Origin of the sequence: Legionella sp. (genome assembly GCF_965140895.1) — a bacterium.
Classification (GTDB): Bacteria; Pseudomonadota; Gammaproteobacteria; order Legionellales; family Legionellaceae; genus Legionella.
Genome location: NZ_CBCSKT010000163.1, coordinates 72092 through 86152 on the forward strand (window position 1 = coordinate 72092; position 14061 = coordinate 86152).

The window sequence follows — 14061 nt, forward strand, 5'->3', positions numbered from 1 at the left end:
TTCTGCAGCATACTGAAAAATGAGTTCATTTTATAAAAGCTTCGACGTGCAACGGCACGTCGAAAGGGAAAAGAGTTCTCAGCGTTGCGCTGCATCAACCCTACGCTCCTACATACCTAAAGAAGAATTCTCAACTTCAAACTCCTCGTCATCCAAGAACAGCTCTTCATCATATTGTACTCCGGTAGCAAACTGCTCTTGAATTTGATTTTCCAGGTATGATTGCAACTGAGTTTCAAATTGATAAAACTCAGCTACCGATTTAAATCGTTTACAATAGACTCCGTCTTTAGCCTCTTCCCTTTCAATTTCTTGAGCTAAGAACTCTAACTTCTCATTAAGCGTTTTTACCTGACTTAATGTCTTTTGATTTAAGTCATCTAGAGCACTCGCCAACTGAGCCTGTTGTTTTTTAAGTGCAGGCAATAAGCTCTTTTGCACTTGCTCTTTACAATACATTTTAAGACCGTCCAATATCTCTCCCCGCTCTTCTTCAGACTCCAGGTAACTCACCGTGCTAACAACTGCAGACCATACACCTTTCCAAATCGATTGAGGCTTAGCTGCTTGAGTAACTCGCTCGTGTAAAGATATTAAATCTAATTTTACATCTTCATCCTGAATTTGCTCTATTTCCTCCAAATCTAAATCAGCTAATCTAAAGTTTTTGATTCGATCTCGATCTTGGAAACGAGCCTGCACTGTCTCTGAAAAACCACTTAAATCATCTGGTGTTACCCCTTGAACATAAGCTTTTAATTGCAAAATAGCATCTACCTGAGCCTGAAACTGTGCCGGGAATAATTTCGAGTCAGCGGATTTAATAGCCTTATAACTTAACAAAGGTACTTGTTCACTTTTAAGTTGCTCTAGTTGTACACCTAAATCCAGAGCAGCAGCTAATTGCCGTTCATATTCTCTTTTTGTCTGCTTCAACTTAGGGATTTGAGAGTTGTAGCGAACAAAGTCTTTAAGTGCGGCATTTGCACCTCTGCCTTCAATCACTAAATCCAGATAATCGTTAAAACCAATGTGGCCCGCTTTTAAACTAACTTGAATAACACGGAAATTCTTCACCTCTGCCAATTGAGTCTCAATTTTTGTTGCTTTAAGCTTGAAGTATTTGCTCTCATCCATTAATTCCTGATGATTTTGCTCACACTCATGCCACATTTTATTTAGTTCACCACGTAACTGAGTTAGTGGCGCCAGAAGCACTGCATCCGCTTTAGCGGAGCCTAATTTAGCTATTTTATTGACAATCAATTCATTCATTTCATAAAGAGCATAAACACTGTCATTATTTCTTTGTATATCAACTAGTTGCTTCGTAATTCGCCCCCAGCCGCTATGCCCGCGCAATCCTTTCTCTCGTTCTAATCTGCTTAGTGCCGCATTAAATTTATCACGCATTACCTGATAAACAGCCTGCTCTTTGCTCTCTTGAATAAAGGTCTTATCCAAGGTTTTCTTCCCATTGCCGATCAGAGTTAAGCTATCTAATGTGGCTAAGGTTTCTTGAATCAAGTTCCGCGTATTTTTATGTCCCAAAGGAAATATCCATAGGCCATCTAAACGTGCTTGATGTTGCATTAAAACTTTATAAAGATATTTAATTGCTGCCTGACGTTGCTCCGGGTTAGTATTAGCGTTTAAGGAGGTAACCGCGTTTAAAATATCGTTAGCCGCATCAGTAACTGCGGTACGTTCTAATAAATATCCTAAACCACGCCTTCCCTTAGCTGCCCATGAAAGGCTATGTTCCAATTCAACCGTAATTTCATTAACCACATCATTAATGTAAATATTTTTTAACTCAGTCAAAGCAGTATCTTCTGGATAGCCAACCTCTTGAACCACTTGGAGCAACTCCTGAATAACGGGTTGCATTGCATATTTCTTTTCGAAATCTTTATCAGCAAACCATCTTTCGTAGGAATTTAAAAATAAAATTAGCGCCTTCAACGTATCTGTATAATTTATTTGGATTAACAAATTATCTCGAACCGATTTGCTTAACACCGTCTCTTTAGCAATAATCTTACTAATGTGTTGCTGCAATGATTTAATCTGATTTTTAGTAAATGCAGCCCGATACGTGTCAATCTCACCATCGTAGTAACGCATCATTGCGCCATTTACGTCTAGTCCTGCAGCCACATAACGCTGTGCTTGTTCTTTTTTCACCTGCGTTGCTTTTGCATTCTTAAGTTCTTCGATTTCATGCAAGCGGAATTGCTCGCGGATAGACACGCTCGCAAAATAATTGCTACGCAACTCATCAAGTGAACCAAGTTCAATTACTTTTGCAGCTTTTTCATGCAATGCAGAACAGGTTGTCTTCCAAATCGCTACACTTGCTTGCTCAAACTCAAGCATGGCTTCCTGAAAACCAGTAAGCAAAACGCTTTGTCCCTCAGAATCTTGGCACTCATAGGCGTTCAGATAGAGTTCTGGCCGACCAAGAGGATTAATACACTCTTGCCATTTCTCACTTAATGCGCGAGCCAAATTATCTTTTAGCACCAGCAGCTCATTACTTAATTGCGATAAGTGATCTTTCGAATAAACAGAAGATAAAAATGCTTGCCAGCCATCAAACTGCTTCATTGCCACATAACGGATGGCAGCTGCGGATTGGTTATAATAATGTTGAATTGCCGTAATTTCTTGTTGTTTATGACGCAATACATCAAGGTCTTTAAACATTAACTCACGTTCAACATCCTCATAAAAACTCCAAGAACTGGCACGTATTAGATCTTGAGACTCATAAATAGCTGTATATTTACCTGGCTTCTCAAATATGGAAATTCGACGTAAAAACTCACGCACATGATTTGCAGAATCAAGGTAGGTTTGTATTGTCAAAAATCCTTCGGCAAGTTCAGTATTAAAAAAAGTACCGCGTCCGAGGGCGGAGGCTGTAGTAATGGTCACCATATTCGGCTTGCCCGCTGTTTTCAACCAGGACTGCTTATTGTCTTCATCCAGCACGCCAATAGTACGTGCTGCACCATAATGTGCCGTTAACATTTCTTGAAGATAACGAACCTCATTCGCATCTTGCGCAATTAACACAATAGGCTGGTCATTTACAGCATTAGCAATTACGTTTTGAATCTGTCTACAATACTGTTCTTCGTGTTTCGTAGGTGCTACAGCCAATTCGTTCTGAGCGTGCATGCATGATGGAATAGCACTGGCGACAGTGATATTTAACTGCTCACATAGCTCTCCTAACCTTTCCGCATCCATTGTTTTAGACAGCCCAATAATGCGGCATCCCTGGGCTTTATAATCATCAATTAAATCTTTTACCGATACCTGAGCAATCGTTCTACGTACTGGATTAAGAGGGAATTTTCGCCCTAAAGCCATATATTCTTTTTCTAAGCGAACATGCAAAAACTGCTGGACTTCTTGAGCGATGCTCATTCCCTTCTGAGCCGCCATCAAACTATAAGGCACTGCTGTATAGATATTTTCGCCTTTATTTAGGACGTCAAAATCTTCCCCTTCGACCATACGCTGAGCCGCTACAGCAGAGTCCATCAATACATTTAATTGAGCATTAGATATATTTTTTAATTTAGAGCGATGACTGTAAGTTGGAGCATATCGGTCTAAAAAGCCCCTTAGCTGAGTAAAGTCTTGTCGTTCACTCCATGCGCTAAGCGGAGTTAAGCTTTTAAACTGAGGTAGATTAATGAACTCATTAACCAGTGGATAAATCCAAGCATCAGGGTGCTCTCCTGCTTTATCCGCAGTCAAACTAAATGCTTGCTTGTCATTTAAAGCCGAAAGATCGGTACCACAAAGAATTAAATGCGTCGATAATGAATGTCCCTCCTTTTCAGCAATTAGAGTCTCTTGTCTTTGCTTGGCGCGTTGACGAAACAAAGCTAAATCACCCATGGTTGAGCAATTGATTCCCCCTTTATTATAAGTTTCCAAAGCTGAATCAGCCTCAAGAGAACTGGAATCAATGCCTACAGAGGTAAAGAAATCTTTATGACCAAGGCCATAATAATCCTGTGTTATTTGTTCACGACTTGCATAGCATAAATCAACCGTGCCACCATCAGCCTGAACCCATTGCATCACCGCAAGCAGTGTATTAATAATGCACGTATCTTGCTCTGAAGGAATTTGCAGCAACAGATTACGTCGTCCATTTTTTAGTGACAACAATACCGCTGCCAGTTGCGGAGCATAAATAATTTGGCCTGTTGCCCGTTCATATTGCTCACGCAATACGGCGAGAAGATTTAATTGAGCATTTAATTTGTCTGCAGATGAACTATTCGGTTGGCGTATCGTGGCAATCAAATAATCCGAAATTAGTCTTAACTCTGCTCGAGAAAGTATCGTTAAATCATCATATTTTGTACCCATTCCTTTAATGACTAGCGGAACTTCTTTGCCAATGGCATTAATGTAGGTAATTTGTTGGGCTAAATCATGTTGCTCTAGAGCAGTTAAATCAATATCCCCAATCATATTTTTAACTTCGGCAATAACACGCGCTACTTGCGACATATCAAACTGTTCTTGCAGTACCTGCTCAGCAGTCTTAGTAATCGTAATGCCAAATTCAGCATCATGTTGCTCTGCACGCCCTTTTTTAGGATCTTTATCGAACTGTTCAATATAAACTTTTAATTTTGGGGTGCTTCCATTTAATTTGCTGATAAATTTCTCTAAATCAGGGTAAGGTGGGTTTTCAAATAAAGAGACAATCTCTGCTAAATTAAACGCTTGCATTTCAAGACCCTCATGTAATGTGAACAGCAAGGGTAATTTATCATCAGCAACATTTTGTCCATAAGCAGTGAGTATCTTGATCCAGGCATTAAAAACCGGCTCACTAGCATTAACAAACTTAGCAAGTAGATTATCGTATTGTTGTAACTCCTCTGCACTACCTGTTTTACAGGCTTTAATTAATGAAGTAATTAAGGGAAGTATTGTACTTTCTGAGCCTGAAAAACATTCGAGAATATAGGAGGTGTTTTCAATAATCTGCGTTAAAAACACACTATTTACTTGCTGCCCATCCATTTTTTTGATCAACTCCATCCATGCATCAAATAAGGCATAAATTTGGGCGGGTTTACTACTAAATTCAGAAAACTGTATTAACTGCTCAAATGGAAATAACGTAGTCATAGACAAATTGTGTCCAAATGACAACTGCAATAACTTCATGTAAGTAGCAAAATCAATAACTCCTGCCATTCTATAGTGCATTAAGTTAAATACCTGCTGAATGGCATTATCGAATTGCTCTTCAGAATAATTCGAAACTGCATGCATCGCATTTAATAGGATATCTAATTGCTCAACCACATTGTCTTTTGCAATTTGGTTAAACCCTTTTAACAACTCCCCCTGCTGGGCAGCGGTAAATGTGCTTCGTGGATTAGTAGAAATAATTTCATTAGCTAAGCGGCTAACACAACGACGGAACTCATTATGATTGTTATTTTTGAGATAAATTAAGGCATTAATGATTTTAGCGAGGTTATCAAATTGTTTGCTTAAATTAGGTTCGAACTCATCATCAAAATTATCGCCATCATCGGGGGCCAAACTTAACAAATAATCGTCAAAATCCGGATTTGCTGTTTGCAATGAGTTTATAGCATCAACAATATGCTCTTCATAATCTTCGGCACTATCTGGCTTTTTCAGACTCATTACAGGGCTGTTACCTAGTATTGTATTAGGTAAAACTTCCTGGATTAAATTTAAAATCGTAAATTCTTGTTGTTCAACACTTACTACCTGAACAATTTCCAGCAAGTTTTCTAAAGACGGTAGGCAATAAGAGGTTTCAATATCAATATCGATAAGCTGAGTTAATAATAAAGTTCGCTGTTCCTTGGGAAGATCTAAAATATTCCGCGCCAAAGTTTTCACTTGGGTTTCAAACTCTGACTCAGGTGCTTCAGCCTCGTCATTGTATGCAGGAATTTCATCACTAATTAAGGACAATAACATTGTGAATTGTGCTAAAACAGCAGGCTCTTCTGCGAAAGATTCTGATAAGTGTTGGCCTAATTTAGCGGTGGGATGTAAGTGTCTTAATAGCACATTGATATTAAACGAATTAATCTCGGTGGTTTTAGCTTGCTCTAGACTAAGGCGTGTTTTGTAACTATTAATAAAAGATGCCCAAAGATCCCCATATGTATGTAACGAGCTTAGCGAAAGGGCCATAAGTGCAAGCAGATTAACTCGGGCATCAGAAACGACGATATTCTCATCTTGTGGTTCTACTGCTACTTTAGCCAATTCATCGAATAGCGGCTTTAATGTTTCATTATTGGCATGCACATTATTCGCTGAAATAAGGGGAATGTAATTAGCCTTTTCACTCTCTGGTATATCTATAGCTGAGCCATGCTTGAGTAATAAGGTATCGAACAAGAGATTTAACTCATCTAAAGAAGGCATGTGATCTTGCTCATAAGCCCCTAACGCCCCCAAGCTCATTAAGAGAATGGGCATCAACCCTGTCTTCACATCAGCTTCAGGGCTAATAATTTTGGCAACAGCCATCATTTTATCAATTAAATTTTGGACCGCCGTACTTGGGTCACGCTCCTCGGTACATGAACGTTCACCGGTCGTGGTTAACAGAATAATGCCTAGTAATGCGGAGCTAATATCTTGGCCTAAATGACCATACTTTGCGTTTATTTGCGCCTCAATACCTTCATAAACATCCAAACCATAAGCCCAATCCTGTGTGCCAATAAAGCGATAAAATTGCGTGCGTAGCTCTTTAGCGGAGTGATCTCCAGCAAAGAAGGTAGATAGCTCTTGTGAGTTTTTAAACGCTACCGCATTAACTTGTCCAGAAACTAATCCCATGTGTTGGGAAACGATACGATAATCCTGTTCGTAATCAGCAGCAAAATCTAAGCCATAAAGATGTGCCAATTGTTCTTTAGGATCAGCTGAATTTTTAATAATAGACAAAGCACGATCTAACGCCGGCTTCATATGTTTAACATTTACCAGAGGGCAACTCGCAGGTAAATCCTGAACAAGCTCCCCTAATTCAGTCAGAAAATAAGAATAAGCATCAAATAATTCATTAAAATCAGTTCGTGCACCAGCGTCTTTATGCTGATTCACTAATGAGCACCACCACATATATTGCTCAGAGGTTAACTCGGATAATTTTTTAAGATTATCAAGGCCCTTAGGTGTTGCCAAGTCCGCATAACTTTGGGGATTTTCGAGAAACAAGCGATGTAAATCGTTAAAGAGCTCTTGCTCATGAAGTGTTTTAAATTGCTGCAGTACTAAGACAACCCCATCGACACCAGCATTAGCCAATACATAAGCTAAACCATGATAATGAGAATTAGTTAAAGGTAAAAACATCAATAAATGATGAATACGTCGTATTTTCAGCTGATCCTGTTCCAACTCTGCAAGGAAAAAATTTAAAGCAGTTAGGCGTGTTTCTGTGGCAATTTTAGGTGCAAATAAGTGAGAAAATTCAGCCTCATAACGTGCACTATTCGGTGATTCATCTCCAAGTAGGCTAAATTGTTGGAATGAACCGTTAACGGTTGGATTCATCAATTCAGGAAGAATTGTTAATGGCGTAAATGTATCAAGATGCTGCGCTTCCATCTCTGGGCTATAACATAAAGCCAGCCCGTCTTCATTGGTAGCCAGGAGAGAAAATCCAGCAGGTAAATTATCCCAAACGACTCCATAAGCGAACTCTGGGTAATAACGAATAATTTGTTCCATGGCATCAGTTTGCACATGGGTTATTCTCTTACCTTTATCGGTGGACAATCCCACCAATCGGTCCCATAAGAGTTGCAAATCTGGAGCTTTATCTTTAAACAGTCTATTAGCAAAACGCTTTAATTTTGCGTTAATCGTCTCACGCTCAATAAGCTCACCAAGTGTATCCATAGGCACAGACGGATTCGGAACAATCTCCTCAACAACATCTTCTCTTTGCTTTCTTAAGCTTGTGGTTGTTATAGGTTGGCTTGGTGGCTCCTTGAATGAGGACTCACCCGCGGGGATTTGTATATTTAAACTCGCCCCTTGGGTTCTTTCAAGCCAATTTTTCTTAGATTTTCTTAGGGGGAAAGCAAGAGGCTGGAAAGGTCGGACAGGCTGGGGTAACGTTGCAATATTTTGTTGAAAATCAAGGGCTAATCTACGTCGCTTACTTGCCAAATATGCGTCATCAAAAGCTAATTGAGTACTACTATTCTTTAAAGACGCTATTTGTAATTTATAAGTATGAGGATGCTCAGGGTTTAAAATAAACTCGACTAGCTGCGTCACATGCTCTGCTTCAAGCGCCTCACATTTTAAACAAATAAGCACTTCTTTTGATGCAAGCTGGACCTGTCCATAAGTCTGTTCTAAATGAGCAGTAAATTCTTGGACGGTATCAAAACTCCGCGTACCCACAGTAATCTTCATGCAGCCATCCCCTTCAAATAACGAATACTTATATCTTATTGTTCATTGAGTGCGAAAATATAGCACATATAGCATTAAGATAATATGAAGGAATGAATAATTTCAGTTCAACTTAGTGAATCATGGTGAGACTAAGTAAGATCACATTACTTGTCTCATGGTTACGTGAATGAATGCTTTGATGCAGATATCCTAGATCCATAGCAGTTGATTTAGAAAGTTGCTTGGCAATTCCGATAAATGCTCGATTCTGTTCAAAAAAATAGGATGAGGTCCATTGAGGATGGTTTAGATTGAAAAAAAATTCATCAAAGGTAGAAAAAGAATAACTTCGCCATTTAAAGGGAATTCTTAACCACAAACGTTCACGTAAACGAACAGCCGTTTGCGATTGATTGCTTTGTCGTCGTTGTTCCAAACGAGTTCGGCTATTAAGGCTGAAATTAGAATCATTCGCTACTCGCCAGTTTAACTGTTGCCACCATCGTTGTTCTGTATGTGTTTTATTTGCAGGTGTTTTTGTTAAAATCCAGCCCGGTCCAACAAAAAACATCAGGTTTGGATTAAATTGATAACCTAATCCCCCTAAAAAAAGAAATTGATTAAAAACTGATGTGTTGTCAATCAAACGCAGTTGTGATTCCACATAATATTTAAAGGATGAGTTTTCTGATATAGGGCCAATAATGTTTACAACCGCCCAATCTTTGCTATAGGTTCTGGTGCTATTGGCAGTTTGCATGCTAACACAAAGAAAAACGCTGGCTATGAGCTTTATCCAAAAAAAATAACCTGCTCTGTCCATAAGAAGCTCTCATCGTTTAATTTAAACCCACCTATTAAATAGATGAAAAAACATTATATATCAGTAGAATAGTTATGTATTCTATAGTTTGTAATTATTTTAGGGCATATGTGTCTATTGGCATTTAACCCTAAATACCAAGTAGCTTATAGAAACCGAATTACCGTGGCTTGACTACAATTATCCCTCCACTCCGCGGTAATTCGTGACAATTATTTCGCAAAAAAACTGACAACTAATCGGAAAGTCATTTTATTTAACCTGCTTATTTTAGTACTATAGAACCAGACCTTTAAATAAAACATGATCCATGATTACCAAAGAAAAATGGGACAAGCTCGCAGAGCTAATGCATAAACTCAATATCAATGACACAGACCTCATCGAAAAATTTATTGTGGGCAGCGGCAAAGGAGGCCAAAAGCTACACAAAACCGCCTCAACAGTGTATTTAAAACACCGCCCCTCCAGCCTGGAAATAAAATGCCAGGAATCCAGAAGCCAAGAAGATAACCGATATTTCGCAAGACTGCGGCTTTGTGAAAAAATAAACTCTTTAGTGAATGATGAAAAAAGTAAAGCCCAACAACAAATTGAAAAAATAAAACGCCAAAAGAAAAGACGAAGCAGACGCTCCAAGCAAAGAATGTTAGATGAAAAATCTAAAAAAGGTGCGATTAAAATATTAAGAAAATCGCCCCAGCCTTATGAATAAGAGTATTTTGCTTGATATAAAAAGGATATGAGCTAATTTATGCTACACACTATAGTTTCGGAACATTCATCAGGTTACGTGCTCGCTACATTACTCACAAACTTACCATAACAAAATACAAAGAAAACAATGAACAGCGATAAAGGGATGCAAATAGTCCAAATGTTTATATTCGAATAATTTTCACCGATAAATCCTACAACAATGGCACCGATTACGCCGCTCAAATAATAAGTCATTTTCCAAGTGGCAAGCCCCAAACCCTCATTCCCTGGGCCGAATGAAGTTGCTGCTATTTTTTTTGATATTGGAGAGAAAAGCATTTCGCCAATGGAGGCGAAGAAGAGAAAAATTAAACTCCATGCCAAATAACTGGTGATTCCAAATAGAAAATATCCGGCTCCAAAAAAGAAAGCTCCCGTACTTAGAAGAACCAAATTTCCTTTAGCCTGCAATTTACCGATCAATAATGGTTGTACAAATATGAGCATCATAGGATTTAGAGATAAAATCAGCCATGAATAAAATGGGCTGTTGAAGCGTGAAACGGCTTCTAAGGGAAAATAAATTCTAATTAATGAATAAATAATCCCGTAAACAAAGACGATGGGTATAATCATGCCGAGAGCAGACAAATTCTTTTTAACTGAATAGTCAGACTTTCTTTTCTCCATCACAAAGCCATCATCCTTGGTCAGTAAAAAAATAGCTGAAAATAATAGGATAAACCCAAATAGCAGAAATAAACTCTTCAAACGCTCTGCTTGAAGGTAACTCATAAAAAAACTGCTGATGGAAAAGGACAGATTAAACACTACAGATTGAATAACAATAATTCGATTTTTCATTGCATCGCTATCGGCCAATTTAATCAAGGCGGTGAGATTTGCAATCATCATAAAAACCCCGCCAATACCACATAAAAATAAGATAGCGAGCAAATAGGAATAAGTAGTTATGGACGAGAGTAGAAAAAAACCTAGAGCATAAAGAAATATCCCAAATGCAGATACTCTAACGACAGAAATTCTAGTTGTTAAATAACCACTAATTAATGAGCCAACGCAGGTTCCCAATGAGAAAGCAGACATTAATTTGCCGACTTGGAATGTTGTAAAATGTAAGGAATGAACTAAATAAATTGAGATTAAATGCGAGACACACATCGCGATTGATTCAATAACTACCAGGGGAATCACTTTTCCTGTGCCTTTGGGAACATCCGTATAATTCGCTAAATAATTTTTTAGCAAAGAATTTGCTGCGCGGTCCATATATACAACCTATTTAAATCCATTTTATCTAGGGGCATATTCTGCGATATTTATAATTTTTGCAAGATGTAAATTTAAAAATCATCAGGACGGCTTAGCCATCCTGATGTTCACTAAATTATTTAGCTGCATTCATTATTGCTAGCTCTTCAGGAGTGGCTAGGAATTTATCTTCGAAGTCGATAACAAATCCGGCAAAAATACGCACAATTCGGTCATCAATTTTTTCAGGATAATGTACTGAAACACTCCACTTATTTTCGCTCTTATTACGGTTGAATTCAGCAATTGGATGAGGATTGGTATTAGATTCAAGAACAACAAATCGATCAAAATTTGCATTTGCATAAGCACTACCTATGTACTTTGCATTGCCTGATTCATCATATTCATAGAGATTAAATTTAGCCGATTCAAGAGTAGCCATGTCGCCATCAATCAAGCCAATTTTTACTCCACGAGTATCATAAATATCAATATCAGTTGCCCAAGGGTAGATAGACCCCATAGAAATAACACGGGTAATCCCTGTTGCTTGCCAACCATCTTTATTGGATAAGTCATAGTTGGTGCGAATACGAAATGCGCTCTTTTTTATTGTTCCTGGATAAGTTTCTTTAAGTGGTGATTTGATTTGATACACTTCTGAAAACTTATAGATATCTTTGGTTAGTGCTAAATCATAAGGATGATCTTCATGAACACCATAGCTGTTAGCGCCTGTTGCAAAAATAAGCGCGAACAGGAAAAACATGCATGAGGTAAATAATTTACGCATTAAACACTCCTATGAGTTAAATTTATATTGAGAGACAGTTATGCTCCTTTGAAATGCAAGGCTATCATATACCATATTTATTAATGATTTATTAAATGAGTAAATTTAAATTTTTTACCATGCAGGATGACGTAAGCTGGATAGAAAACTGATTAAAAAACATCCAGTACTGCATTGAGCAATTGCCGGGTATACGCTTGTTCGGGGTAATGGAAAATTTTTTCACACGGCCCAAACTCAATCGCTCTCCCCTCGTTCATCACTAAAATCTCATCAGCAATGTAGGAAACAACACCCATATTGTGGGTAATAAAGAGATAGGAAATACCCGTCTGTTGCTGCAATTCTTTTAATAGGTTAAGAATCTGCGCTTGAACAGAAATATCTAACGCGCTTGTTGGTTCATCGCAAATCAAAATATCCGGATCCGTAGCTAAAGCTCTAGCAATACAAATTCGCTGTCGTTGCCCACCGGAAAACTGATGTGGGTAGCGGTACAAACTGCTTGCAGGCAAATTAACCTGGTTCAAGAGCTCTTTTTGGCGCTGATTAATTAAAGAACGGTTCATACCCTGAGCACGCATGCCTTCAGCGATGATTTCACCTACGGTCATCCTCGGGTTCATTGAAGAAAACGGATCTTGGAAAATAATTTGTACCTTTTTACGGTACTCTCTTAATGCCCTGCCTCGCAGCGATAAAATATCCTGCCCCCGATACTGAACCGAACCACCAGAAACAGCTAATAAACGCAACAAAGCACGACTGGCAGTAGTCTTGCCACAACCAGACTCTCCTACTAAAGCTAGCGTTTTTCCTTGTTGTAAACGAAAAGAAAGCCTATCTACGGCAGGAAATAGTATTTTAGTTCGGCTAAACAAGCCTTTTTTCTGAATAAAATCAACGGATAAATCAGTGACTTGTAGAATGATTTCCGTCTCATTCGTTGCAGCATTCCAGGCAATTTTCTTCGCATCTAAAGGCGGTAACTCATGACGCTCTGGATATAAATGACAGCGTACTATCCGTTGCTCTTGTTCTTGCAATTGAGGTTCTTCTTGATGACAACGTGAAAAGGCATAAAGACAGCGGGGATGAAAACGACAGCCCGAGGGCAATGCATCCAAAGCAGGGACAAAACCTTGAATCACCGATAATCGCTCTTCTCTTTTGGCAAATGAAGGTAATGAGGCAAGCAGCTGTTGCACATAAGGATGTTTCACTTGTGAGAAAAAATCATGGGCGGTTGACTGCTCTACTATCTGCCCGGCATACATCACACAAACGCGGTCAGCCATGGCTTTCACGACCCCTAAATCGTGAGTAATGAGTAACATACTCATTTGATGATTTTTTTGAAGTTTTTTTAATAGAGCGAGTATCTGTGCCTGAATCGTTACATCCAAAGCAGTGGTTGGCTCATCCGCAATTAAAATTTCAGGGTTACAAGCCAAGGCAATGGCGATGACAACCCGCTGCTTTTGCCCACCAGATAACTGATGTGGGTATTGATGCATTTTGAGTTGCGGTTGTGGCATTTCAACTTCATTAAGCAAAGCTAGCATAGCCTGCTCTAACTCTTGTTTTGAATAGGCTTGTTTTCTTTTTAACACTTCAACTAATTGCTCGCCAATCGTCATCACGGGATTTAAAGCGGTCATCGGCTCTTGAAAAATCATCGCCAGCCGCTTGCCTCTTAGTTGCCGCATCATCTGCTCCGGCAAGTTGAGAATGTCGGTTCCGTCGACATTAATTTGGCTATCAAGGCCATAAACGCCCGTATGTGGCAATAAACGCATCAAGGCTAAGGAGGTTAATGATTTCCCACAGCCTGATTCACCTAACAATACTAAGGTTTCTCCGGGATGGAGCACGAAGCTTAACTTATCCAATGCGGAGATCGTTTTATGTGGTTCTTTGAATGCGACTGACAATAAATGTGCTTCTATCCGATGTTCCATATCTTTTATTGCTCATGAATATTCCTCTACTCTACCATATCTATGATAAAATA

At 38.8% G+C, this 14061-nt stretch carries 6 protein-coding genes; 1 reads left to right on the top strand and 5 read right to left on the bottom strand.

The genetic code is table 11. From position 1 onward, the window contains the following. Nucleotides 1-108 precede the first annotated feature (108 nt). Both ACQY7T_RS14745 and ACQY7T_RS14750 read right to left on the bottom strand, forming a co-directional pair. Nucleotides 109-8475 (bottom strand): hypothetical protein, encoded by an 8367-nt coding sequence (locus ACQY7T_RS14745; RefSeq protein WP_428414301.1) that lies wholly within the window; start codon nt 8473-8475, stop codon nt 109-111. Nucleotides 8476-8587: 112 nt separating this feature from the next. Further along, the gene (locus ACQY7T_RS14750) at nt 8588-9280 is read right to left on the bottom strand and encodes a DUF2490 domain-containing protein (RefSeq protein ID WP_428414302.1); all 693 of its coding nucleotides are present in this window, start codon (nt 9278-9280) and stop codon (nt 8588-8590) included. 310 nt (nt 9281-9590) lie between these two features. Here ACQY7T_RS14750 and ACQY7T_RS14755 point away from each other — a divergent pair, with 310 nt between their 5' ends. Then, nucleotides 9591-9995, top strand: a complete 405-nt coding sequence (locus ACQY7T_RS14755) for a peptide chain release factor family protein (RefSeq protein ID WP_428414303.1) — start codon at nt 9591-9593, stop codon at nt 9993-9995. Nucleotides 9996-10069: 74 nt separating this feature from the next. Here ACQY7T_RS14755 and ACQY7T_RS14760 read toward each other — a convergent pair whose 3' ends face one another. The 3 genes from ACQY7T_RS14760 to ACQY7T_RS14770 all read right to left on the bottom strand — a co-directional run bounded on the left by ACQY7T_RS14760 (nt 10070) and on the right by ACQY7T_RS14770 (nt 14008). Continuing rightward, nucleotides 10070-11269: an MFS transporter gene (locus ACQY7T_RS14760; RefSeq protein WP_428414304.1), complete on the bottom strand. Its 1200-nt coding sequence runs from the start codon at nt 11267-11269 to the stop codon at nt 10070-10072. A gap of 118 nt (nt 11270-11387) precedes the next feature. Continuing rightward, nucleotides 11388-12047, bottom strand: a complete 660-nt coding sequence (locus tag ACQY7T_RS14765) for a hypothetical protein (RefSeq protein WP_428414305.1) — start codon at nt 12045-12047, stop codon at nt 11388-11390. Nucleotides 12048-12199: 152 nt separating this feature from the next. Continuing rightward, nucleotides 12200-14008: a dipeptide ABC transporter ATP-binding protein gene (locus tag ACQY7T_RS14770; protein ID WP_428414306.1), complete on the bottom strand. Its 1809-nt coding sequence runs from the start codon at nt 14006-14008 to the stop codon at nt 12200-12202. Nucleotides 14009-14061: the final 53 nt, after the last annotated feature.